A 23,018-nucleotide genomic window follows, 5' to 3' on the forward strand; every position below is an offset into this window, starting at 1 on the left:
GAACTTCTACCAACAGAGTCGATCCAGGCGTGATGCGCTCGGGCGGCGCGGCCGGTGTGCTTGACACATGGACGAGATAGTACGGCTGCGCTCAGTGTGCCGCACCTACGGCGCCGGCACCGGTGCGGTGACGGCGCTGGCCGATGTGAGCATCGGCTTCGCGGCGGGCGCCTTCACGGCGATCATGGGACCGTCCGGGTCCGGCAAATCCACGCTGCTCCAGTGCGCGGCGGGGCTGGAACGGCCGGACTCGGGGATGATCTGGATCGCCGGGACTGAGCTGACCAGGCTGAACGAGCGGCGGCGCACCCTGCTACGGCGTGCTCACGTCGGGTTCGTGTTCCAGTCGTTCAACCTGCTGCCATCGCTGACCGCCGAACAGAACGTCGGTCTGCCGGCCCGTCTGGCCGGCCGGCGCGTGTCTCGGACGGACATTCGCTCGGCGCTGCGGGAGGTCGGGTTGGCCGGGCGGGAGCACCGCTATCCGACCGAGCTGTCCGGCGGCCAGCAGCAGCGCGTCGCGATCGCGAGAGCCGTGGTGAACCGGCCCTCCGTGCTCTTCGCCGACGAGCCGACCGGCGCCCTGGACAGCCAGACCAGCCGGGACGTGCTCAGCATGCTGCGCGCCCTGGTCGACACGCGGGGCCAGACCATCATCATGGTGACCCATGACCCGATCGCTGCCGCACGAGCCGACCGGGTGGTGTTCTTCGCCGACGGTCGGCCGATCGAAGAACTGGTGGACCCGACGTCCGGCTCGGTCCTGGATCACATGACGCGGCTGGAGGCGGCGGCGTGCTGATGCTTGTACGCCAGTCGTTCCGGGTCAGGTGGGCCACCTATGCGAGCGCGATGCTGGCCCTGGTCCTGGGCGTCGCCCTGGTGACCGCGACGGGCGATGTGCTGGCTGGCACCTTCTCGCCGCCGCACCGCGCGCCGCAGCGCTACGCGCACGCGCCGGTGGTGGTCAGCCCGCTGAACAAGCCGCCCGCGACGGACGCCGGGCTGCCCGCTGCGGTGGTGACCGAACTGGCCGCACTCGGTACGGAAACGGTCGACCGGATCTTCTACGCCCAGATCGTCGACGGCCCCTCGGACCAGATCGGCCGCCCGTGGTCGGCGGCGGCGGCGGGGCCGTACCGACTGCTGGCCGGGAGAGCCCCCGCCAGCGACGACGAGATCGTCGTCCCCACCGGCGATGGACACGTCGGCGACCAGGTACGTGTGTTCACCGCGGGTGACGCCCGATCGTTCCGGGTGGTGGGCATCGCGTCGGCGGCTTCCTTCGAACACGCCCTGTTCTTCAGCGATCACGAGGCGGCGGTGCTGTGCCCCCGCGTCGACGCGGTGATCTCGATGGCACCCGTCGCGGCGGTGCGTGCGGCGGTCGCGGGTACGGCGTCCGTGCGGGCCGGGTCGGCGCGGCGCTCACTCGACCCCGATCTCGGGCGCGACACCGAGGCGCTGGTCGCGGCCAACTCGCTGGTCGGCACGGCCGGAGGCGTCGCGATCTTCGTCTCGCTGTTCGTGGTCGCCTCGACGTTCGCGTACGGCGTCGCCCGGCGGCGGCGCGAACTGGCGCTGCTGCGAATGATCGGGGCGACGTCACGCCAGATATCGCGACAGGTACTGGCCGAGGCGGCGGTGCTGGGCGTGGGGTCCGCCGTCCTGGGCAACCTGCTCGGTCGCGCCCTGTCGCCACCCATGGCGCAATGGCTTGTCCGCCAGGGCTTCGCGCCGTCCTGGTTCGCGGCGCCCGCCTCCGTCGTGCCCTCCGTGATCGCCATCGTCGTCGGGATCGCGACCGCGATTCTCGGTGCGTGGGCAGCCGCCCGACGCGCGGCGCGCGTGCGGCCCACGGAAGCGCTGCGTGAGTCGGGGCTGGAGGCCCGGCCGATGACCGTGCCGCGGTGGCTCGGTGCCATCGCGGTCGGCGGTGGAGCGCTGGCCATGCTGGTGCTGCCGCCCCTGTCCTCGCCGAACGATGCCCTCAATCGCAAACACTACGTGCCCATGACGATGCTGCTGGTAGTCGCGCTCGCGCTGCTGGCGCCGGCCATCATCGCCCCGATCACCCGGGCATTCGGCCGGGTGGTGGACCGATCGCGGCGCGCGGTCGGCCTCCTGGTGAACCAGTCGGCGCGTGCCGCCAGCGCGCAAACCGCGGCGGCCGCCGCGCCGGTCCTCCTCACGGTGGGACTCGCGGCGTGCCTTCTGAGCACCACGGACACCATCGACCAGACACGCGCGGCCGAGTCCCAGGCCCAGGTGATCAGTCACTACATTGTTGTACCGGACGGGACGCCGGGCATCGGCATGGCAGAGGTCGACCGCCTTCGCGCAGTCCCCGGTCTGGTCGCCTGCGCGTCGGCGCCGATGGTCGCGTTCCACGTCGAGGACGGCGGCTCGCTGATCCGACGTGATCTGCAAGCCGTCGACTTCGACGCGCTGGCTCAGGTGACGCATCTGCCGATCGTCGCCGGCTCGGTGACGGGCCTGGAGCCGAACGACATCGTCGTCGACCAGGACTGGGGCCGTAAGGTGGGCGACCCCGTGACGTTGTGGCGCACCGACGGCAGCACCGTGTCGCTGCGCGTGGCCGCCGTCATCCGGACGGGCGCCAACGGCAACGGCGCCTATGTGGCGCGGCAGTGGGCGCCGTCCGGAACGCTCGCGAGCCAGGTGCTGGTCAATCCGAGCCCGCGTGCCGACCCGGCCACGGTGTCGGACGCACTCCACCGCGCGACCGCCGCCTCGGGCGTGGCCGTCGAGTCGACCGCGGATTGGGCGCGATCGCTTCGTACGCACAGCAACGCCGTCACTCGATCCGGCCTCCGCGTGGTGCTCGGCATCGCACTGCTGTACAGCCTGCTCTCCCTCGCGGGCACGATGCTGATGGCGGCCCAGGAACGTCGCGGCAGCCTGCGCATGCTGCGGCTCGCCGGAGCCACCTCGGGCCAGCTGCTGCGCATCGCCGGCGCCGAGTCGCTCGCCGTTGTGGCGGTCGGGTTCATTATGGCCGCCGCCGCGCAGGCCCTCACGCTGGCCGGACTCGGCAGTGCGCTGGTGCGCCTGTCCGGTGCCCGCCCGGAGATCGTTCTGGCCTGGCGGCCGACGCTGGAGGTGACGCTCGTGTGTGCGGTGGTCACCGTGCTGACGACGCTGGTGTCCGCGACGGTGCATGTACTCGGACGCGAACACCCGCGTACCGGCTGACGCGTCCTGCTCCAGGCGCGTACGGGCAGAACCTCGTGCGAGCCGACCTGCACAGGCCGCCGGGGCGGGGGCGTGCGGGTCGGCGAGCACCACGCTGGCCCAGTTCCGGTGCCGGCTGTGCACGCACCATCTCGCCCTTCCCGACCCGATCCAGAGATCTCGAGCATTTCTCAAGCAACAGCTTCCAGCGTCGCTGGCATCAGCTGGTCTTGGTCGGCCGGTTCACGATGAAACTTCGACTGTCTTCTGCCAGGTTTCGTGGTCCTCGATGTGAGTGAGCATGTAGTGGGCGAGGTCTGCTCGTGAGATGGTCTTCGGGTTTGACAGGTGCTGGTTCGCCGCAGCCCGGTAGCGCCCGGTGAGCCGCCCGTCGGTGAGCATCGGTGGGCGGATGATTGTCCAGTCGATGCCGCTGGCCGTGACGACGCGTTCCATGGCGGTCATGTCTGCGTAGCCGTAACGGTAGAGACGCTGGACAAGAAGTCTGGTGACGAGCCGCTGGGGTAGCGGAGCCTCGGGAGGGATTTCGAGGCCGGCCGAGGACAGGCACACAAGGCGTCGCGCCCCGGTGTGGCGCATGGCGTCGATGATGTTGGTCGTGCCTTGGGAGTAAACGGTGGTGGGATGTTTGCGATCCCGGCTGCCCAGGCATGACAGGACGGCGTCATGACCGCCGACGGCGGCTTCCCACGTCTGGGGCCGCAGTACGTCTGCGGTGATGACGGTCGGCCGGGCGTGGTCGCTGATTGTGATCCTGTCAGGGTTGCGGGCGACGACGGTGACGTTGTGGCCAGCGCCGAGTGCCTGAGTCAGGAGTTGGGCGCCGGTGCCGCCGGTAGGGCCGAAGATGAGTAGCTTCATGATTGATCCGTGAATGTGTCGACCAGGGCGACGGCCAGGGCTTGCTGACCGGCGAGGGAGAGATGCAGTCCGTCGTCGAGGTGCAATTGCCCAGCGGCCTGCCGGCCGATGACGGGTCGGGCGTCGAGCGTGGGATCGGGTTGCGTGTTCAGGATCTGCCCGATGGCGTCGATGTCACGATTGTCTCGCTTTTCCCGACCTGGACCGTTCGCGGGTTGTGGCCAGTGGATCATGTGTTGGTCGTGGTCTTGTTGGCTCGGGTGCGCGGCAGAAGGAAACCGGTGGCGATGAGCCAGGCCAGCGCGGTGAACCGGGCTATGGGCAGCAGGATGGCCGTGTCTGAGACCAGGAGGGTGAGGTGGGACAGTTCGGCGACGGCGGCGATGACCAGGCCGATAAGCGCCAGTAGGCGCGGCAGCAGTCCGGCCAGCAGGCCTGGCACGGCGACACCCGCGACGAGCAGGCCCAGGAAGACGACGTGCCCGGTGCCGCCGGTAGCGAAGGCGAGGTCCTGCAGCGCCCGGACAAGGGCCGGCTCGTCGAGCACCTCCGGACGTGACAGCACCCAGCTGAACAGGCCGGACAGGCCCAGCATGGCCGCAGCCAGCACGCCGCCGACCAGGGCGATGGTGGCCCCGGGCACCCGGATGCCGAGATTACGCAGCCGGGCTGAGACGGTGGCGGCATAGATCGCCATCGGGACCGAGGCGGCGAACTGCAGGAACGCGCTTACCCGTACGGCGTCCTGGTGGCCGTGGAAATATGCCAGAATCTCGGGCGAGGAGCCGAACGGTGACGGGAAGGTGTCGCCGCCCGCCATGGCCGTGCTGATGGCGATCCCGCCGACGAACAGCGTCGTGAACACCACGGCGAGAATCCCCAGCGGGGGCCCACCATCGGCCTGTCGCGGGGTGCGCTCAGAGGTTGTCACACGATCACCCGCCCGCCGGTCAGGTCGAGGGTGACCCCGGTGACCCAGGACGATGCGTTCGAGGCGAGATACAGCACGGCCTGGGCGACATCATCAGGCTGCCCGATGCGGCCTAGCGGGAATGCTCCGGCCATCTCGTCGAGTTGCTCCGCGGACATGAACCGCCGCATGCGGTCGTTGAGCACCGCGGAGGGGGCCAGGCAGTTGACGCGGATGCCATGCCTGCCGACCTCGTTCGCCAGGTGCTTCGTGAACATCACCACGCCCGCCTTCGCTGCGGCGTATGCGGCGTTGGCGCCGCTCGGTTGGCGGCCTGCTGTAGAGGACATGGTGATGATCGATCCGCCACCTCGCTCGATCAAGGCGGGCAGGAACGTGGCCACCGTGAGATACACCGACGTCAGGTCGGACTCGATGACCGAGCGCCACTGATCAAGTCCGAGCTGGGTGGTGGGCACAGGGGTGCCCTGGCCACCGGCGAACGTCGCGAGGATCTCCACTGGCCCCAGCGCGTGCTCGACCGTGTCGCGCATGCTCCGCACCGCGGCCTCATCTGCAACATCACCGGGTGCCGCCACCGCCGTACCACCCTCCGCGGCGATCTCTGTGACGACTGCATCGATCGCCGCCTGGTCACGGCCGTTCACCGCGACCTTGACGCCGTTTGCCGCCAAGGCGCGGCAGGTCGCCGCTCCGATTCCTCGTGAGCCGCCGGTCACCAGCGCGACCTTGCCGGCCAGGCCCGGATAGCGCGGCGGGTGACCACCGGCTTCGCTGAACACCTCCATAGCTGCCTCCGTTCTCCTATGTGAACTATTCATAGCACAGAACTATTCTCTACCGCTACCATTACCGCATGACCGCACAACAGCAGGCCGGCCACGACGACGGATCGACACCTCGTCACCGACCCAGGACAACGGCGTTCCTCCTCGCGCAGGTGGGTGCGCACGCCGCGGCGCGGTTCGCCGAACGGATCAGCGAACTCGGGGTGATTCCCGCCGATGCCGGACTCCTGCGCATGATCGCCACACAGCCGGGGCGCAGTCAGCAGTCCCTGGCCGAGGAGCTGGGAGTCGTGCCGAGCCGAGTCGTCGCACTGGTCGACAACCTGGAACGCAAAGGGCTCATCGAACGACGGCGAAACCCACAGGACCGCCGAAACTACGCACTGCACCTCACCACTGAAGGCACACACGTGATGACTGAGATGCGCGGGATCGGCTCCGCGCACGAGGACGACATCTGCGCCGCGCTCGACGACACCCAGCGTGCGCGGCTCGCCGCGCTACTCGAAGCCATCGCCGCACAGCAAGGTCTCACGCCCGGCGTCCACCCCGGATACCAGCAACGGCCGCGGTGACCACAACAAACAGCCAGACCAGCAGAAGAGCGGGTAATGCCTGCTGGCGGATTGGTCGATCTCAGGACCGGACACGGGCCAAACAACGCGCCGGTATCCCCACGACCACGAGGACGAGCCTGCCTTTGACCGACATCGCCCACGGCGCGGACTGGAGTTCGTGACGCAGGACGATCATGTAGTTGGAGTTCAACTCGCTCGACTACACGCGGCCATGGCCATCCCGACCGCGTTGCCCAGGCCCTGGCCGAGCGGACCGGTGGTGGTCTCCGCTCCCGCGGTGTTCCCGTGCCCCGGGTGACCCGGAGTGAGCGAGCCCCACTGCCGCAGCGCCTTGAGGTCCTCTATCGCGAGGCCGTAGCCGGACTACGCCCAGAAGACGGCAGGCCCGATGACCCAGCCGCCGATCAATGGTTGGCGAGCCGAGGCATCACCGCCGCCGTGCGGTTCACAGTGGAGCGTTTCGGCAGTGACAGCGCACCCGAAGGCCGCGCCGCGCTCGGCCAGATCGTCAAGACCGTCCGCCGCTGATGCGAGTCGCAGTCCTTACCGGAGCTGGCCCTTCACCGAGGCACCACAGGCCCGTCGGCGACCAACGCACGCTCGATCGGGCGCAGCTCTGACCGCAGCTGCCCTCCATCGAGGCTACGACGCCGGTTGCCGCCTGCTCGACCCTGACGAAATGGTCGCGGCTCTGACCGGTGCGGGCGCGCCGGCCGGTCTCCAGCAGGGCTGGTGCAACCGGGGCAGAATAGGCCCCATGTATCTCATTCGTGAGCGGATTTTCGATCTGGGCGACGACTTCGACATCACCGACGATTCCGGCCGGCTCGTCTACCACGTCGACGGCAAAGTGCTGAGCGTCCGCGACCGGCTCGTCATCGAGGATCCGTCCGGGCGCGAGGTGGCATCCGTGTATCGCCAGTTGGTGGCGCTGCGCCGCACGTACGCCATCGAAATCGGTGGCGACAAGGCCGCCGAGGTGCGCAAGAACCTGTTCACGCCGTTCCGCGACAAGTACACCATCGACATACCCGGCCCGTCCGACTTCGAGATGCGGGGGGATCTCCTGGATCACGAGTACGCCGTGGAGCGCGACGGTCGAGAGGTCGCGACGGTGTCGAAGCGCTGGTTAAGTATCCGCGACACGTACGCGGTGAACGTCGTCGAGGGCGAAGATCATCTGCTGGTCCTGGCCGCAGTCCTGGCGTTGGACCTCGCCCAGTCCCGGGCGGAGGAAGAACGCGAGCAGCGCGAGGAACGCGACCGCCAAGGCGGTTGACCTCGAGTCCACGACGTTTACCGGCCCGCATCGCTGAAACAGTCCAGCAGGCTCCGATGCCCCTGTGTTTGTCAAGCGGTTCGTAGGGTGTGGTCTGCGGGGTTGAGTTGTTGGATGAGCTGGTAGGCCTCGCGGGCGATGTGGCGTTTGATGCAGCGAATGGCTTCGCAGCCGAGGTCGGCCGCCCGGCCGGGCCACCACCCATCCAAACCGGCCCAGCCCGCCCCGATCCCTGCCCCGCTGGGCGGGATTTTCTTCGCTAGGCCGGGTAGGTAGCTTGCCGTTGGTGTGAGGGTGACGCTGGCCGTCTCGCTCTCGATGGTCCAGGCACTGTGGTCGCTGTTCCTCGCTGACCAGCGGCGGGTGGGCGAGTTTTTGGGAGATGACCCATTTTGACGGCGGGGATGACGACGGCGCCGTAGATGTCGTCGTCGCGGAACGCCTCGGACATCTGCTCGGAAGTCATGTTGATGATCCGGATCCGGTCGGCGTCCGTTCCGGCCCGGACGGCGGTGGCGATCGCGTCGGCGGCACCGTCGAGTGCAGAGGTGCCGGAAGCGCCGGCCGGCTGCGGCTCGACCACCAGCGCCACGGGCAGCCCGCGCAGGTTCGCCGGCGGTTCGGTGATGCCGCTGAGGTAGCACGCCGGCAGTGCCCACTGAGCAGTACGATCATGATGATCGGGAGTCGCCAGACGTCCGGGCTCCGGAACGCGTGCGCTGACATGGTGCGTCCTCAGCGCTGGCCGGCGCCGGGAGTGTAGAGCTCCTCCTCGGTGACGACGGGGGCGACGATGTCCTCGGGGCGCCCGACTCGCGCGGCCGAGCCGAACATGGGGCCGCGGGCCGGCTGTACGGGGGCGAAGGCGGCGAAGCCCCGCTGCTTGGGGATGTCGTCATAGACCGCCTCCATCCCGCCGCGCAGCAGGTAGGTCTCGTGCCAGAAGCCGGTGCCGCCGCTGTCGCGCAGGAAGTTGCGCCACCAGCGCCGGTGCGGTTCGGACCGTGCCCACGACAGCAGGGAGGGAAGATCCCGCCAGTATTGGCGGATGCCGACGTGCATGGGGAACAGCGACCAGAGCAGCGACTCGTGGTGCAGCAGGCCCTCAGGTGTCTCGCTGGCGGACTGGCCGATCTGGGGGCCGTAGCCCATCAGCGTCCGCAGGCCGTAGAGCCGGTTGACGCGCATGCCGAGGTACACGACCACGAGGTCGGGGTAGGGCGACAGATCGACGGTCTGCCGGTTGACGCGAGTGGGCATTAGGGTCTCCTTGAGAAGGCTGCGGTGTACAGGGCCAGGCCGCCGGTGGTGAGGATGAAGCCCGCCCAGACGGTGGACAGGGGTCCCCAGCCCGCGTCGATGGTGAGGGCACCACCGATCGCGCCGAAGGCGTTGGCGAGGTTGAGGGCGGCGAGGTTGAGCGCCCCCATGAGCGTCGGGGCGTCCGGCGCCAGCCTCGTCAGCCGGACCTGAATGGTGGGGATCGCGGCCATCATGGTGGCACCGACGCCGAACAGGCAGGGCATCAGGAGCAACAGGTCGTCACCGGCGACGCCGATCAGGGCCAGGAACACCAGCACACCGCCGTAGCCGCCGATGAGGCCTCGGTGCTCGTACCGGTCGGCCAGGCGGCCGCCGAGCTGGTTGCCGGCCGCCATGCCGAGGCCGAAGACGGCCAGCGCGACCGGGATGAGGGAGGCATCGCGGCGCGCGGCGTCGGTGATGAACGGGCCGATGAACGTGTACACGGCGAAGATGCTGGAGATGCCGAGCGCGGCGACGGCGACCATCAGCCAGACGCTGCCCCGGCGCAGCGCCCCGAGCTCTTCGGTGATGGAGCTGCCGTGCAAATCCCGGGTCCGCGGCAGCCAGGCCACGAGGGCGAGGCCGGCCAGCAGGCCGAGAGCGACCACCGTCCAGTACATGGCGCGCCAGCCGGCGTGCTGGCCGACGAAGGTGCCCAGCGGCGACCCGACGACGGTGGCGACGGTCAGTCCGCTCATCACGGTGGCGAACGCCTTGCCACCCCGGCCGGGGCCGTACACGTACGCGGCGACGACGGCCCCGGCGCCGAAGAACGCACCCTGGACGCTGCCGGCAAGGAACCGGAACACGACCAGCAGCGTGACGTCCGGGGCCACCGCGGACAACCCGTTGCCGGTCAGGAACAACGCGACCAGGCCGAGCAGCAGGGTGCGCCGGTTGACCCGGGCGGCGAACAGGGTGATCGCCGGCGAACCGACGACCACCCCGAGCGCGTATGCGGTAACCGCGTGGGTGGCGACCGGGACGGGCACGCCGAGGTCTGTCGCGAACAGCTGGATGATGCCGTTACTGCCGAACTCGCCGGTCCCGATCGCGAACGTGCCCAGCGCCAGGGCGAGCAGCGCGAGCGCCGGGTTGCGGATCGGCGAGGTGGCGACGGTGTGCCGGACCTCTTCGGCGACGCACTGTCCTTCAAGGGCACGGTGATGCACGGTCGTCCTTGTCAGTCGGAGGGACGGCTCAGCACGCGGCGCGCGCGATGATGTCGGCCGCCGCGGCCGGTTGGGAGATCATCGCGACGTGTGATGCGCTGACTTCGCGGACCTGGGACCCGGCGCGCTGCGCCATGAACCGCTGCGCCGCGGCCGGTAGGACCTGGTCGTTGCGGGCTACCAGGTACCAGGAGGGGATCGTCCGCCATGCCGGGGCGCTGGACGGCTCGCCGAGGGTGCGGGCGTCGGCGGGCCGCTGGCCGGCCCACATCAGGTCGGTGGTGGCCCGCGGCACGTCACCGGCGAACACGTCGTGAAAGGCGTCCTTCTTGATGTAGCCGTCGACGAGCCCCTCACCGTAGGGGCGGAAGTCCAGCGCCGTCTCGTTGAGCCTGCTGCCCGGGTACTTCGTCTGCAGGCCCAGCAGCGTGTCGTTGACGTCCGGGGCGAACGCGGCCACGTAGACCAGGGCCTTGACGTTGGCGTTGCCGGTCGCCGCGTTGGTGATGACCATGCCGCCGTAGGAGTGCGCGGCGAGCACCACCGGCCCGCTGATGGTGGCCAGGACGCTGGCCAGGTAGGCCGAGTCGGCCGACACGCTGCGCAGCGGGTTCGCCGGCGCGATCACCGGGTACCCCTCGCGGAGGAGCCGGGTGGCCACCGCGTTCCAGCCGGAGGCATCGGCGAAGGCGCCGTGGACGAGGACCACGGTCGGCTTGGGTTTGCGGGCGGACGAGGCGGTTGCGGAGGTTGTGGAGGCGGTGGCCAGGAAGGCGCCGGCCGCCACAGCGGCGGTTCCGGCGAGTACGGTGCGACGAGTCGTTGTCATGGCTGGGAAACGTAGGGACCGGCACTTGACGGTGACTGAACGGAAGATTCATTTGCGGTCAAGTGCGCCGCCCTAGCTTGCCGGCATGAAGCATGCGAGCCGCGGCACCGCCGCCCGATGGGGTTTCTGAACCCATGTCGTCTACTACGTCGCCGCCAACCTGGTCCAGATACTGGTGTGGTGGCGGCTGGCGGCTGCGAACCCGGCGGTCGACGTGGTGCACGGCGACGCGACGTTTCTGGCCGACGTGCTGGCCCAGCGTGAACTCGGTCACGCCGATGTCGTGGTCAGTGGCCTGCCCTGGGCGGCGTTCGGGCCGGACCAGCAGCGGGCGGTACTGTCCGCGGTCGTCGCCGCGCTGCCGCCGCACGGCGTGTTCACCACCTTCGCGTACGTGCATGCCCGGTGGGCGCCGTCGGCGCGTCGGCTGGTGCGCTCGCTGCGGGCGCGGTTTGACGAGGTGGCAGTCAGCCGGACGGTCTGGGGGAACTTGCCGCCGGCACTGGTGTACGCGTGCCGGCGTCCATATCTCGCGGCCGGGCCACGGTGAGGAATCCGCGGACCGGGCCGACGCGCCGGGTCATGCTCCGCTGATCAGCGCCTCGGCGCGGCGCGCGAACAGGTGCGCGCCGCGGGCGTCCGACAACGCCCGGGCCCGTTCGGCGGCGGCCCGTACCTCGTCGGCGGGCGCGCCGCCGGCCGCCAGCAGGCGGGCTCGCAGGAGCAGCAGCAGGCCCTCGGCGTACCGTTCGCCGTGGGTGTCGAGCGCGTGCTCGGCGCGGTCGAGGGCGGTCGCGGCGAGGTCCGGGCGGCCGGCGGCGAGCCACATCTCTGCGATCAGCCCGCTCCATGCGGCCAGTCCGGTTACCGGCGGGTCGAGCAGGTGGGTGGTGAGCACGGCCTCGGCTTCGGTGGCCGCCGCGGCCGCGTCGTGGCCGGTCACGGCGCGCGCCCAGCACCGGTTCACGCGGGCGAAGGCCCCGAAGAACCGGAACGAGAAGCCGGCGTCCTCGGCGATGCCGCGTTCGGCGGTCCGCAACGCCCAATCCGGGTCACCGGCGAGGGCGGCGAGCGTCGACGCGAAGCCGGCCCACAGGGTGATGGTGTAGGGATCGTCGCCGGCGGCTTCCATGGTGTCCAGGACCGTCCGGGCAGCGTCGAGGTCACCGTGCAGGGCGAAGATCTTGGCGCGCAGGCCGGCCATGATCAGATGTAGTTCGCGGTGCAGCGAGTAGTGAGTGTACCCGTCGATATCCTCGAGGAGCGTGCGGTCGGACCGGCGCTGATAGTCGTACGCCTCGCCGAGGTTGCCGATGGACCACTGGTAAATCGCCCACATGTGCAAGCCGTAGGCGCGCATGGTCGGATCGGCCGAGACGGTGGTCTGCGCCAGAAACTGGCGGGCCAGCCGGCCGGCGCGGTCCAGCTGCAGACCTTGGCAGGACAGTGCGAACCGGGAGATCAGGAAGTTGACGGCGACCTCCGCCTGGCCGAGCTCGCGGGCCAGGTGCTCGGCGCGCTCCAGGAGGTCGTTCGTCGACTCCGCGTAGCCGGATCGACGAACAACCGCGGTGAGCAGCGACAGCGCGGCCAGTTCGAGCTCGGCCTGACCAGCGGTCCGGGCGACCTGCGCCGCCGAGTGCAGGTGCTGCGCGGCGGCGTCGAAGGCGGACTTGGACGCCGCCTGCCAGCCGGCGCGGATCAGCGCGTCGGCGGTCCGGGCCGGGTCGGCGAGCGGACCAGCGGCCCAGAGGTGATGCGCGAGGCGTTCGGCGACCGATTCGACCCTGGTGTCGGTGGCCGCCAGAGCGTCGGCGATGCGGAGGTGCAGCTGGATCTTGCGGTGGGGTGACAGCGCGGTGACGACCGACTCGCGGGCCAGGTCGTGGGAGAACTGCACGACGAGGGAATGGCCCTGGGCCGGCCGGAGCAGGCCCAGCTGCTCGGCCGGCTCGATGCGCTCGAGCAGGGTCTGCCCGTCCGTGGCGGTCACGCGGCAGAGCAGGTTGAAGTCGACGTCGCCGCCGATGACCGCGGCGGCCTGCAGCAGGTCGCGAGCATCGTCGTCGAGGCGGGAGACGCGGTCATGGACGACGTCTCGCACGGTCGACGGTACGGCGGTGACCGCCTCGCCGACCGCGAGCAACCGAACCAGTTCCTGGACGAAGAACGGGTTGCCGGCGGTGCGGGCGTGGATGCCGATAGTCACATCGCCGCCTAGGTCGCTGCCGATCTCGCGGCGCACCAGTTCGGCGACGTCGGCGGCGGGCAGCGGGCCGAGCCGAATCCGGCGGTGACCCGGGACCCGGCTGACGGCGGCGAGCATCCGCAGCAGCTGCGCATCGGGGACCGGGGCGCGGTCGCGCAGCGTGCCGATCAGCGCGACGCCGTCAGGCAGCCGGGCGGCCAGGTGACCGAACAGCTGGAGGGAGGCAAGGTCGGCCCACTGCAAGTCGTCGATGACCAGCAGCACCGGCTGCTTGGCGGCGACCTCTCGGAGTACGTTCACCGCCGCCTCGAAGAGCCGGAACTGGCGGCCGAAGTCGGACAGCGACGGTGTCGTCTGCGCGCCGTCCGCTGACACGACCAGCCGACCGAGCTCACCGTCGAGCCACTCCCGGCGAACGGCCGGGGGCAGAGCGCCGAGGACCGCGTCGACCGCGCGTATCCACGGCCACATCGCCGGCGCGCCGGAGCCCTCCAGGCAGTGGCCCCAGACGACGAGCGCTCCCTCGCCGCCGGCGTTGCCGACCGCCTCGTCGACCAGTCGTGTCTTGCCGACGCCCGGCTCCCCTTCGACCAGGACGAGTCCGGTGCCACCGGCCAGGGCGGACTGCACGGCCCGGCGTAGCACCGCGAGCTCGCCGGCCCGGCCGATCAGTCCGCCACCGGCCGGCCGGTCTGCCGCGGCCGGTTCGGCGCGGACGTGGTGGGCCGCCTGCAGGACCGGTCCAGGGTCGAGGCCGAAGTCGTCGGCGAGTCGGGCGCGGATGTCGTCATAGGCCGCGTCCGCCTCGGCGCCCCGCCCTGCTGCGGCCAGTAGCGAGACGAGGGCAGCGTGAATCGGCTCGTGAAGTGGCTTCATGGCCGCCGCCAGCCGCAGCGGGGCCAGGAGGCGATCCGGCTCGCCGAGAGCGACCGCGAGGTCGGCGGCCCGGGTGCAGGCGCTGAAGAACTCTTCGTCGAGCGCGCCGAACAGGAAGGTCGCCCGCGGCCCCGCGGGCAGGCCCTGGCCGACCGGTCCGCGCCACAAGCCCAAGGCCTGCGCATACAGATTGAGGGACGGTTCACCGGCGAGTTCCCGGGCCCGGTGCACCAGATCACGGAACTCGGTGAGATCCACCGTCATGACCGGCGCGTCGAACAGGTAGCTGTTGCCGCGCCGCTGCAGGTATGACCCGGTTTCCCGGGCCAGCAGAGAAGGCTCCAACAGCCGCCGCACCGCGCCCACATACTTTTGGACGATGTTGAGCGCGCTGGGCGGCACATCGCCCTCCCAGAGCACGTCAATCAGTTCGTCCGTGCTGATCGGTCGCCCGGCCCGGGCGACGAGCACCGCGAGCAGGAAAGTCTGTTGCCGAGGGCCGGTGTCCACGACGACGCCGTCGTGCTGCAGACGTAGCCGGCCCAGGATGTCGACGCGAAGCAACACCTCGCCTTTCTTCGTAGAGGCAACATTCTATTGGGCCGCTTGACCGGCCCACACCGTCTTCAGATGCCGATCTGCTGGTTGCCGTGCTTGCCTCCGCATGACCAGTGATGTCGCTGTTGGCGCGATGTGTGCCTACCCGTTTCGTCGGTAACACGATCGCCCTTCACGCCGCGCGCTCCGCGAGCGACCACACGATCCGGTGCCGCGCCGTCCGGAAACGCTCTGGTCCACGTGTGCATGATCAGCAACACCTGTGACAACAGGAGGTAATGGATGCCCAGCGGCAGCGGACGGCGGCCCGGCGCCGGTGGCGCTGGGGACATCCACGGCCGAGAGGGAGCGCTAGTCTGGCACCGACATCTTCTCGTCGAAGAGGACTCGAATGGCCGAATCCTCCCTCCCCCGACCGAACGCCGGAACCGAACCGTCGCTCGTCGCTGCGCGCGGTGCCGCCACGCTGGTCGACCCGGAGCGCGCCGATGACACCTTGACCGTCCAGATCCTCGGCCCCTTACGGATGTGGCGGGGCGGCGCCGAGGTCGACACCGGGCCGCGCCAGCAGGCGTATCTCCTCGCTCTGCTGCTGTTGCGGGCCGGTCACTCGGTCAGCTCGTCCGAGCTCATCGACCTCGTCTGGGGCGAGACCGTGCCCGCGTCGGCGCTGAACATCCTGCAGAAGTACGTCGGTACGGTGCGACGACTCGTCGAACCGAACCTGCCCGCGCGGGCACCTGGCTCGTATCTGCACCGCACCGACACCGGCTACCGATTCGACGACGGCCGCGTGCAGCTCGACCTGACGGAGTTTCGACGGCTGCTGCGCCTCGCGCGCGCTGCGGTGGACACCGACCGGCTCGACGAGGCGGCGGACACATACGAAAAGGCCCTGTCGCGGTGGCGGGGGTCCGTGGGCGACGGGCTGCCCATCACCAACGCCGCCAGCCCGCTGTTCGCCTCCGTCAACCGCGAGCTGCGCGACGCCTGCGTCGAGGCCGCTCAGGTTGTCGTGCCGCGCGGCCGGGCTGAACGCATCCTGCAACCACTGCGCCTCGCCGCATGGTTGGCGCCCTTCGACGAGATCATGCAGTCGACGCTCATGACGGCCTTGGACGCGTGGGGACTGCAGGCGGAGGCCTTGTCGGTGTTCGACACGGTGCGCCTGCGGCTGACCGAGGAGCTGGGCATCGGTCCCGGCCTGGCGCTTCGCGAGGCGCATCGACGCGTGCTGCGCGGGGCCGGAGCCGTCGTTGGTCCCAGCGCCGCCGGCGCCCACCGCGAGCCCCTGAACCCGACCGCATCCCAAGGGCAGTCCACGGCACGAAAGCGCTCCGACCACCGGTCCGATCGGCTTTTCGGGCGGCAGGAGCAGTTGGTCCTGCTGCACCAGGCCGTCGAGTCGGCGGTCTCCGGCCGAGCGCAGATTGTGCTCGTCGAAGGTCCCCCCGGGGCGGGCAAGAGCCGGTTGCTGGCCGAGGCCGCCGACCAGGCCGCCGCGAACGGTGTCGTCACGTTCTGGGGTCGATGCCACGACGGCGAAGGCGCTCCGTCGATGTGGCCCTGGATGCAGGTCGTCGAGGCCGTGATTGCGACCCTCCCGGAACACGACCGGGGGCGTTGGGTTGCGGTGCTCGACGACCTGCTGCGGCGCCCGGGACGCGAAGCGGACGTCCCGGCGCGGCCGGACGCCGGAGCACAGTTCCAACTCTTCACGAAGGTCGTGGCGCTGTTCGGCGATGCCGCCGCCCGCCGGCCGATCATCGTGGTCATCGATGACCTCCACTGGGCCGACCATGCCTCGCTGCAATTGTTCGCGTTTCTGGCCGGCTCGCTGCCGGCCCGCAGTGCGCTGATGGGCAGCGTGCGTGACCATGCGCCGACGCCCACGCAGCATCTGCGCCGGGTGCTGGCGGGCATTGCCCGCCAAGGCGGCCATCAGCGCATCACGGTCGGCCCCCTCAGCCCGGCGGACGTCGCCGAACTGGTCCATCAGGAGACCGGGCAGCGGCCAAGTCCGGCGGTCGCCCGAGACATCCAGGCCCGGACCGAGGGCAACCCCTTGTTCGTCCGCGAACTCGCGAGGTTCCTCGCCGAAGAGGGCCACCTGTCCGACCCGGCGGCCGCCCGGGCCGCCATTCCGGCAACGGTGCGCGACATCGTCCGCGACCGGATGGCCAGGCTCGAGGACGGGGACCGCCGGCTGCTCGAGGTGGCGGCGCTCATGGGCCGCAGCATCGACGTGCGCTTGCTGGCCGACGCGAACGACCTCGACGTGCTGCAGTGCGTCGCACGGCTGGAGGCCCTGGCCGACCTCGGCCTGGTCGAGGTCGACCCCGTTCCCCTGGGTGGCTGGCGTTTCGTACACGACCTCGTCCGTGAGTCGGTGGTCCGGTCGACGTCGCGGTCTGACGCGAGCCAGTTCCACCTGCGCATCGCGGCCCTGCTCGCGCAGACCCAGGAACCGGCTGAGCGTCAGCGCGAGGCTCTCGCCCACCATCTGCTCTGCGCGGGCCCGCTGGCCGACCCGGAGGAGACGGCGCAGGCGCTGATCGTCGCCGGCCGCATCGCGGCCCGGCGATCCGCCTACGACCGAGCGGAGCACCATCTCGCCGCGGCCGCCCAGACCGCGCGCAGCGCCATCCTCCTCGACCTCGAGCTGAGTGCGCTGACCGAGCTGACCGCCGTTGCCGGCATCTACGCCGGCTTCGTCGGCGCGCCCATGGACCATCTGGACCGCGCCGAGGAGGTCGCGCGGTTGCTTGGCCGGGAACGAGAAGCCACCGCATTGCTCTTCTCCCGCTTTCTGGCGCACGCCCAAGGTATTCAGCTGGATGCGGCCGGGCGCCTCGCCCGCCGGCTGCTGCACTATGGGCAGCGCTCCGCGGACCCCGTGGTGCGGGCGTCCGGCCATCACGCGTGGGGCGTCCATCAGTGGAGCACGGGCAACGTCGGCGAGGCCTACCGGAACCTCAGCGAGTCCGACGCACTCGTCCGGGCCGAACGGGACGCCGAGCCGCTGCGCCACCGGCTGCAGATGATGACGCCGGTCATGCTGGCGCTGAACACCGCGTTGCACGGTGATCCGGCCGCCGCCCGCCAGCTCTTGGACACGGTGGAGTCCCAGGCCGGCGACGATCCGTATGCCCTCAGCATCTGGGGCTCGTTCGCGGTCACCGCAGCGGCCGTGGCGGGAGACTCCGCCTGGGCGCTGCGGTCGGCGCAGAAGGCGATCGACGCCGATCCGAACTTCTCCTTCACCTTCTCCGGCAGCTACCCGCGGCTCGCGAAACACTGGGCAACGGCGATGTCCGGCGGTGACCCAGGCCAGGCGGCGCTCGAGATGGAGCGCCTGATCGAGAGCGCACTGGTCGACCCGCCTCGATCGAATCTCGCCACCTGGTATGCACTGCTGGCCGAGGTGCTGCTGCGAGCCGGGGACGTCGGCGCCGCTATCACCGCACTGGACAAGGGCGAGACGTTCATCGAGACCTACGGCGAACGGTACGCCGAGGGCCTGGTCCTGCTCATCCGCGCGCAGGCGCTGCGAGCCGGCGGCGACGTCGAGTCCGCGCAGAATGTCGCTCGCCGGGCCCTGACGCTTACCCGGGAACGCGAGGCCAACCTGTTCGCGGCGCGTGTCGGCGAACTGCTGGGGCTGTTCGAAGATCACCCGTAACCGCGCTTCCTAGGAGGCGATGACCAGGTTTTCCGTCGGCAGGGTCTGGCAGGCCAGCAACCAGCCCGCGGCGATCTCGTCGGTGGAGAAGAGCCCGCGGGCGTCGGTCTCGTAGCGGCGGGACAGGACCCGCACCCGGCAGGTGCCGCAGGACCCTTCGCCGCACGACTGCGGGAGCGGTACACCGGCCTCGTTGGCCGCGTCGAGCACGGTCTGGCCGGGCTCCGCCTGGGGGATCGGACTCGGTCTCCACCTGTGGTTCGCTCGGTCCGCTCCCCAGACCCCGGTCGGTCAACGCGCCTGATTCCACCGTCGCACCCAAGGCCGTCTGGACGTTGCTTGGCAGATACCGTGCCGCCGGAGCATCGGCGGCACGGCCTCAAGCGTCGGTACTCAGCCGGCCGTCTCCCGTGCCGCACGCTCGATGAGGGCCACCGTGGTGTCCGGGTGTGAGACGAACAGCAGATGTGAGGCGCCCTGGATCACCTCGACGGCGGCTTCGGCCCGCTCGGCCATGAACTGCTGGGCCGCCGGCGGGATGATCAGGTCGGCCGTGCCGATCAGGTGGTAGCTCGGAATCTCGGTCCACGCCGGCGCCCCGGCCGCCGGTTCGGCGAACGCGGCCGCGCTGGCCGGGCGCTGGGCGATGGAGTACACGGCGGCGTCCGTGGCCGGTACGTCGGCAGCGAACCGCTCGTGGTAGACCCGCGGGTCGATGTACAGGTCCACCTGACCGTCGGGCAGCGGCACCGGCTTGAGCGACTCGTTCACGGTACTGCCGGGGAACCGGTCGACGAGCTCTCCGACGGCCTCCCCCTTGTTCGGCACGAATGCCGCGAGGTATACCAGCGCCCGCACATTGCGGCTCTCCGCCGCGGCCACGGAGATGACTGCCCCGCCGTAGGAGTGCCCGACGAGGACGACCGGGCCCTCAACGGAGTCCAGCAGCGCCCGCACGCCGGCCGCGTCGGCGGCGACGCCCCGCAGCGGGTTCGGCGCGGCGAGCACCGGATAGCCAGCCGCCAGCAGGCGCCGGATGACGGCATCGAATCCGCTGCTGTCGGCGAACGCGCCGTGCACGAGCACGACGGTCGGCGTTGGCGTTGTCTCGGTCATGAGGACTGTCCCTTCGGTACGTCAAGGTCGGGCACGGGCACGTCGAAGCAGTTGACCACCATCGCGATGAGGCAGTAGCTGCCGATGAGGAAGACCAGCTCGCCGACGCCGTCATGGCCCAGCAGCCGGGCGGCGCGGTCGTATGTCGAGTTGGGCAGGATGCGGCCGTGGGTCAGCGCCGCCGCCACGTCGTGGGCGACGGCCTGCCCGGCGGTCAGCCCCGAAGGCCGGCCGCCGGCCGCCAGAGTCGCGACCTGCTCCGGTGCGAGGCCGACCTGGTCGGCCGTGTGCTCGTGCGCGTACAGCACGTAGCGGGCGCCGTAGGCGGCGCCGACGGTGAGGATGGCGATCTCGCGAACGATCGGGTCGAGGCGGGCCTCGGCCGCGACTGCCCGCTGCAGCATCAGCGCGGGCACGCCGAACGTCGGGAAGTGCAGCATCGCCGCGAACGGCCCGACGAGCGCGCCGTCGTCGTCGAGGATGACGACGCGGGCCTGCTCCTCTTTGACCAGGCTGGCGATGCCGTCGTGGACCTCGCGCAGCTCGGGGCCGAGTTCGTCGGGCGGGATGGGCCGAATGCGCATGATGGCCGTCCTCACAGTCCGTCGGTGTACTGGCCGTCGATGAGCACGAACGCGACCCGGCAGGTCTCCGCCGACCGATTCGCCCACGCGTGGCTGGTGCCGCGCTGGATCACGATGTCGCCGGCCTGCAGGATGGTCTCACTGTCCTCAAGCACAAGGGTGAGCTCACCGTCGATGACGATCGCGTAGTCGACGGTCTGCGTGCGATGCATCAACGGGTGTGGCGCACCGGCCGCCGCGCGGGCGGCGTCGGCGCCGCCCATCTGCGCGAAGTGCCCCGCCGCCTCGGCCCCCGACAGGTTGCGGATCCGGTCGTCCTCCGGCGGAAAGTCGATCACGCGGAGACGGGTGCCCTGCGTGGGCGGCCCGAGCACCAGGCCGTCCTCCGCCGGCTCGCCCGACTGCCGGTCGATGAGGGCAGGCGTCTCGCTGGTGTGCCACACCTCGTAGAACATCGCGCCACCCGGGCCGCCGATCTCGACCGCGCGGGTCGGCGGCGCGTCCTGGGTGATCACCGCGCGGCCGGACGGATCATGACCGGTCACTATTCTGCGGAACGATTGCGTCGCGCTCACAGCAACTCCTGCGTCTCTCGGGAGATGTCGACATCGACAGACTGTCGTCCCGCACTTGACTCGGACTGGATGGGCCGTGGCCGGCGATTCACTGTCCGTCAAGTTGGGCAGGTGTCAGCGGTATCGAAGCCGAGGACGTGGTACGCACGCTCAGCTTGGCGCCTACCTCCGGGCCGCACCACGCGCCTACGAGAGATGGTCGCATGCCAACCGACCTGGTCATCGTCCCCGTCGGCGCGGTCAACCGGCTGACCCAGGAGGCGCTCGGTGCCGCCCTGTCCCTCGGCGACGAGGTACGCGCCGTCACCGTCGTTCACGTCGAAGACCAGGCGGAGGCCGCCGGCATACGGGACCTCTGGAACCGGTGGCACCCCGACGTTCCACTGACGGTGCTCACCAGCCAGACCAGATCGTTGACCAGACCCATCGTGGACTACGTACGGCTGGTGGACGCCGAAGACGAGCACGACCGGGTGGTCGTACTCATCCCGGAGATGCAACTGCCCCGACCGTGGCAGCGGCTGCTCCAGAACCAGCGCGGCGCCGTCCTCGACCGCGCGATCCGCAAGCACACCAATGCCGTGATCTGCCGCCTACGCTTCCGTATCCAGGTGCCGAACTGACGGCGAGCGCCGTCGCCGCACCAGGCGCACCGCGAGAGACGACCGCCCCCGCTTTGATCGCGGCTTCCTCAACCTGGGCCATGCCGGCCCGATAAGGTCCAACGCGGCGTGCCCGCAAGGATGCTCGGCACCCTTGCAAGAGTTTCACCGAAAGGCTGTTCATGTTCATCCGCTCCTGGCTCGACCTACCACTGATCGTCGCCCGATGAGCGATGTGATCCCCTTCGGCCTGGTGATCGCCGTCGTCAGCGGGGCGGGCCTGCTGTCGGTGTGGTCGAACCGGGTCAGCGAACGAGTCCGGATCCCCGCACCAGCGATCTTCCTGATCGCCGCCGCGGTGACCTCGGACATCTTCACGCCCCTGGAGCACATCCCGGTGCGGGTGACGCAGCGGGTGGTGACCGCGATGCTGATCCTGCTGCTGTTCGAGGGCGGCATGCACATCGGCTGGCGGAGGCTGCGCACGGCCGCCGGCCCGGTTTTGATCATCGGGGTCGCCGGCACCGTGGTCACCGCCTCCGGGGTTGCCGCGGTGGCGCACCTGGTGTTCGGGCTCGACTGGCGCGGCGCGCTGCTGCTGGGCGTCGCCGTAGCTCCCACCGATCCGGCGGTGGTCTTCTCCGTGCTGGGCAGACGGGAGATCGCCGGCCGGTCGGGGACTCTGCTGGAGGGGGAGTCCGGGGCCAACGACCCGGTCGGCATCGCCGCGTTGGCCGCCGTACTGGCGGCCGGCTCGGCCGGGGGCTGGAGCGCGATCGGTGCCGGGGTGGGCGAGTTCGCGGAGCAGATACTCATCGGCGCCGCGGCGGGCGTCTGCGGCGGGTACCTGTTGGGGTTGGCGATGCGCCGGCTCCCGCTGCCCAGCGGCGCCTTGTACCCGGTGCAGACACTGCTGGGCGCCGGCACGATCTACGGGATCGCCACCCTCGCGCACGGCTCGGGATTCCTCGCGGTGTTCGTCGCGGGGATCGTCGTCGGGGACCTGCGTACGCCGTACAAGGCGGAGATCGAGCGCTTCCACTCATCGACGGCGAGCCTGGCCGAGATCGCCGCGTTCACGATGCTCGGCCTGACGGTGTCCGTGGCCGGGCTGGCGCACGGTACGGCGTGGCTGATCGGTCTCGCGCTGGCCGCGTTGCTCACCCTGGTGATCCGGCCGATTCTGGTCGGCGCGTTGCTGCTGCCGATGAAACTGAGCCGGGGCGAGCGGGTGTTCGTCATGTGGGCCGGGCTGAAAGGCGCCGTACCGATCCTACTCGGGACCTACCTGTTGTCGGCGGACGTTGCTGGCGCGACGCGCCTGTACAAGATCGTGGTGGTTGTCGTCGCGTTCTCCGTCATCGTGCAGGGCGGTCTGATCCCGACCATCGCCCATCGGGTCGGCGTACCCATGCGCGTCCTGGAACCCGAGCCCTGGTCGCTGTCCGTACGGTTCCGCCACGAACCGACCAACGTCCGCCACTACCAAGTCGCCGCGGGTTCGCCCGCCGACAACACCAGGGTCGCGGACCTCGACCTGGGCGAGGATACCTGGATCAGCCTGATCAACCGCGACGGAACACCAGTACCGGTCCGCGGCAACACCGTCCTGTACTCCGGAGACGAGGTGCTGCTCCTGGTCGACCCGGACCAGCCCGCCACAGCGGCTGCGCTGTTCCGAGCGGCTGGTTGATCAGGGCGTCCACGCCGATTGAAGGCTGTCGGCTGGTTCGGCCGGGCCGGATCACGCTGCCACGGTGAAGTGGCGGTGTCCATCATCATGGCTCGGCCAACGGCCGCCTTGAGAACCGGATCCAGGATGAGGGCGCCGACGCCGGCCACTACGAGATAGGCGGC

At 70.2% G+C, this 23,018-nt stretch carries 20 protein-coding genes and 1 pseudogene; 8 read left to right on the forward strand and 13 right to left on the reverse strand.

The window, feature by feature from the left end:
- Positions 1-67: 67 nt before the first annotated feature.
- Positions 68-802, forward strand: coding sequence for an ABC transporter ATP-binding protein (locus ABEA87_RS37735; protein ID WP_345638058.1), 735 nt, complete (start codon positions 68-70; stop codon positions 800-802).
- On the forward strand, positions 802-3,216 hold the full coding sequence (locus tag ABEA87_RS37740; protein WP_345638092.1) for an ABC transporter permease: 2,415 nt from the start codon (positions 802-804) through the stop codon (positions 3,214-3,216). The genes ABEA87_RS37735 and ABEA87_RS37740 overlap by 1 nt, the downstream gene beginning before the upstream one ends.
- A 222-nt stretch (positions 3,217-3,438) precedes the next feature.
- On the opposite strand, the gene ABEA87_RS37745 is transcribed toward ABEA87_RS37740, so the two are convergent.
- The 4 genes from ABEA87_RS37745 to ABEA87_RS37760 are packed head-to-tail and all read right to left on the reverse strand — an operon-like array spanning position 3,439 to position 5,796.
- Positions 3,439-4,077, reverse strand: coding sequence for an NAD(P)-dependent oxidoreductase (locus ABEA87_RS37745; protein ID WP_345638059.1), 639 nt, complete (start codon positions 4,075-4,077; stop codon positions 3,439-3,441).
- A complete protein-coding gene (locus ABEA87_RS37750; RefSeq protein WP_345638060.1) occupies positions 4,074-4,310 on the reverse strand; it encodes a hypothetical protein in 237 nt (78 codons plus the stop codon). The genes ABEA87_RS37745 and ABEA87_RS37750 overlap by 4 nt, the downstream gene beginning before the upstream one ends.
- Positions 4,307-5,008, reverse strand: coding sequence for a DUF4386 domain-containing protein (locus ABEA87_RS37755; protein WP_345638061.1), 702 nt, complete (start codon positions 5,006-5,008; stop codon positions 4,307-4,309). Before ABEA87_RS37755 ends, ABEA87_RS37750 begins: the two co-directional genes overlap by 4 nt.
- The gene (locus ABEA87_RS37760) at positions 5,005-5,796 is read right to left on the reverse strand and encodes an SDR family NAD(P)-dependent oxidoreductase (protein ID WP_345638062.1); all 792 of its coding nucleotides are present in this window, start codon (positions 5,794-5,796) and stop codon (positions 5,005-5,007) included. The genes ABEA87_RS37755 and ABEA87_RS37760 overlap by 4 nt, the downstream gene beginning before the upstream one ends.
- Before the next feature lie 68 nt (positions 5,797-5,864).
- On the opposite strand from ABEA87_RS37760, the gene ABEA87_RS37765 reads away from it, so the two are divergent.
- Positions 5,865-6,371 carry a MarR family winged helix-turn-helix transcriptional regulator gene (locus ABEA87_RS37765; protein ID WP_345638063.1) on the forward strand — a complete coding sequence of 169 codons (507 nt, stop codon included), beginning with the start codon at positions 5,865-5,867 and terminating at the stop codon, positions 6,369-6,371.
- A 207-nt stretch (positions 6,372-6,578) separates the two neighbouring features.
- Here ABEA87_RS37765 and ABEA87_RS37770 read toward each other — a convergent pair.
- Positions 6,579-6,737 (reverse strand): annotated as a pseudogene (locus tag ABEA87_RS37770) (hypothetical protein); the annotation flags it as partial.
- 316 nt (positions 6,738-7,053) lie between these two features.
- Between ABEA87_RS37770 and ABEA87_RS37775 the strand changes: the two are divergent.
- Positions 7,054-7,653, forward strand: coding sequence for an LURP-one-related/scramblase family protein (locus ABEA87_RS37775; RefSeq protein ID WP_345638065.1), 600 nt, complete (start codon positions 7,054-7,056; stop codon positions 7,651-7,653).
- Between the two features lie 735 nt (positions 7,654-8,388).
- Here ABEA87_RS37775 and ABEA87_RS37780 read toward each other — a convergent pair.
- From ABEA87_RS37780 to ABEA87_RS37790, 3 genes are read right to left on the reverse strand one after another with little or no spacing between them, the layout of a single operon-like run.
- Entirely contained in the window at positions 8,389-8,913 is a 525-nt protein-coding gene (locus tag ABEA87_RS37780) for a monooxygenase family protein (protein WP_345638067.1), read from the reverse strand.
- Positions 8,913-10,130 (reverse strand): MFS transporter, encoded by a 1,218-nt coding sequence (locus ABEA87_RS37785; protein ID WP_345638068.1) that lies wholly within the window; start codon positions 10,128-10,130, stop codon positions 8,913-8,915. Before ABEA87_RS37785 ends, ABEA87_RS37780 begins: the two co-directional genes overlap by 1 nt.
- Before the next feature lie 28 nt (positions 10,131-10,158).
- On the reverse strand, positions 10,159-10,959 hold the full coding sequence (locus ABEA87_RS37790) for an alpha/beta fold hydrolase (protein WP_345638069.1): 801 nt from the start codon (positions 10,957-10,959) through the stop codon (positions 10,159-10,161).
- A 175-nt stretch (positions 10,960-11,134) separates the two neighbouring features.
- Here ABEA87_RS37790 and ABEA87_RS37795 point away from each other — a divergent pair, with 175 nt between their 5' ends.
- A complete protein-coding gene (locus tag ABEA87_RS37795) occupies positions 11,135-11,509 on the forward strand; it encodes a hypothetical protein (RefSeq protein ID WP_345638070.1) in 375 nt (124 codons plus the stop codon).
- 30 nt (positions 11,510-11,539) lie between these two features.
- On the opposite strand, the gene ABEA87_RS37800 is transcribed toward ABEA87_RS37795, so the two are convergent.
- On the reverse strand, positions 11,540-14,611 hold the full coding sequence (locus tag ABEA87_RS37800; RefSeq protein WP_345638072.1) for an ATP-binding protein: 3,072 nt from the start codon (positions 14,609-14,611) through the stop codon (positions 11,540-11,542).
- 517 nt (positions 14,612-15,128) lie between these two features.
- Between ABEA87_RS37800 and ABEA87_RS37805 the strand changes: the two genes are divergently transcribed.
- A complete protein-coding gene (locus ABEA87_RS37805; protein WP_345638073.1) occupies positions 15,129-18,284 on the forward strand; it encodes an ATP-binding protein in 3,156 nt (1,051 codons plus the stop codon).
- A gap of 9 nt (positions 18,285-18,293) precedes the next feature.
- On the opposite strand, the gene ABEA87_RS37810 is transcribed toward ABEA87_RS37805, so the two are convergent.
- The 4 genes from ABEA87_RS37810 to ABEA87_RS37825 all read right to left on the reverse strand — a co-directional run bounded on the left by ABEA87_RS37810 (position 18,294) and on the right by ABEA87_RS37825 (position 20,559).
- Entirely contained in the window at positions 18,294-18,494 is a 201-nt protein-coding gene (locus tag ABEA87_RS37810; RefSeq protein ID WP_425571028.1) for a 2Fe-2S iron-sulfur cluster-binding protein, read from the reverse strand.
- Between the two features lie 183 nt (positions 18,495-18,677).
- On the reverse strand, positions 18,678-19,400 hold the full coding sequence (locus ABEA87_RS37815; RefSeq protein WP_345638074.1) for an alpha/beta fold hydrolase: 723 nt from the start codon (positions 19,398-19,400) through the stop codon (positions 18,678-18,680).
- On the reverse strand, positions 19,397-19,984 hold the full coding sequence (locus ABEA87_RS37820; protein WP_345638076.1) for a carboxymuconolactone decarboxylase family protein: 588 nt from the start codon (positions 19,982-19,984) through the stop codon (positions 19,397-19,399). Before ABEA87_RS37820 ends, ABEA87_RS37815 begins: the two co-directional genes overlap by 4 nt.
- A gap of 11 nt (positions 19,985-19,995) precedes the next feature.
- A complete protein-coding gene (locus ABEA87_RS37825; protein WP_345638077.1) occupies positions 19,996-20,559 on the reverse strand; it encodes a cupin domain-containing protein in 564 nt (187 codons plus the stop codon).
- 203 nt (positions 20,560-20,762) lie between these two features.
- On the opposite strand from ABEA87_RS37825, the gene ABEA87_RS37830 reads away from it, so the two are divergent.
- Complete coding sequence (locus ABEA87_RS37830; RefSeq protein WP_345638078.1) at positions 20,763-21,182, forward strand: hypothetical protein; 420 nt, start codon at positions 20,763-20,765, stop codon at positions 21,180-21,182.
- Positions 21,183-21,387: 205 nt separating this feature from the next.
- Entirely contained in the window at positions 21,388-22,854 is a 1,467-nt protein-coding gene (locus ABEA87_RS37835) for a cation:proton antiporter domain-containing protein (RefSeq protein WP_345638080.1), read from the forward strand.
- Positions 22,855-23,018 lie beyond the last annotated feature (164 nt).

The sequence above is a fragment of the Rugosimonospora acidiphila genome (assembly GCF_039543385.1).
Classification (GTDB): Bacteria; Actinomycetota; Actinomycetes; order Mycobacteriales; family Micromonosporaceae; genus Rugosimonospora; species Rugosimonospora acidiphila.

Excerpts from the sequence above, each read along its gene's own strand:
- ABEA87_RS37735 (WP_345638058.1), top strand. The coding sequence starts at position 68 with ATGGACGAGATAGTACGGCTGCGCTCAGTGTGCCGCACCTACGGCGCC.
- ABEA87_RS37740 (WP_345638092.1), top strand. The coding sequence starts at position 802 with ATGCTTGTACGCCAGTCGTTCCGGGTCAGGTGGGCCACCTATGCGAGC.
- ABEA87_RS37745 (WP_345638059.1), bottom strand. The coding sequence starts at position 4,077 with ATGAAGCTACTCATCTTCGGCCCTACCGGCGGCACCGGCGCCCAACTC.
- ABEA87_RS37750 (WP_345638060.1), bottom strand. The coding sequence starts at position 4,310 with ATGATCCACTGGCCACAACCCGCGAACGGTCCAGGTCGGGAAAAGCGA.
- ABEA87_RS37760 (WP_345638062.1), bottom strand. The coding sequence starts at position 5,796 with ATGGAGGTGTTCAGCGAAGCCGGTGGTCACCCGCCGCGCTATCCGGGC.
- ABEA87_RS37765 (WP_345638063.1), top strand. The coding sequence starts at position 5,865 with ATGACCGCACAACAGCAGGCCGGCCACGACGACGGATCGACACCTCGT.
- ABEA87_RS37775 (WP_345638065.1), top strand. The coding sequence starts at position 7,054 with ATGGTCGCGGCTCTGACCGGTGCGGGCGCGCCGGCCGGTCTCCAGCAG.
- ABEA87_RS37780 (WP_345638067.1), bottom strand. The coding sequence starts at position 8,913 with ATGCCCACTCGCGTCAACCGGCAGACCGTCGATCTGTCGCCCTACCCC.
- ABEA87_RS37790 (WP_345638069.1), bottom strand. The coding sequence starts at position 10,959 with ATGACAACGACTCGTCGCACCGTACTCGCCGGAACCGCCGCTGTGGCG.
- ABEA87_RS37805 (WP_345638073.1), top strand. The coding sequence starts at position 15,129 with ATGTGGCGGGGCGGCGCCGAGGTCGACACCGGGCCGCGCCAGCAGGCG.
- ABEA87_RS37815 (WP_345638074.1), bottom strand. The coding sequence starts at position 19,400 with ATGACCGAGACAACGCCAACGCCGACCGTCGTGCTCGTGCACGGCGCG.
- ABEA87_RS37820 (WP_345638076.1), bottom strand. The coding sequence starts at position 19,984 with ATGCGCATTCGGCCCATCCCGCCCGACGAACTCGGCCCCGAGCTGCGC.
- ABEA87_RS37830 (WP_345638078.1), top strand. The coding sequence starts at position 20,763 with ATGCCAACCGACCTGGTCATCGTCCCCGTCGGCGCGGTCAACCGGCTG.
- ABEA87_RS37835 (WP_345638080.1), top strand. The coding sequence starts at position 21,388 with ATGAGCGATGTGATCCCCTTCGGCCTGGTGATCGCCGTCGTCAGCGGG.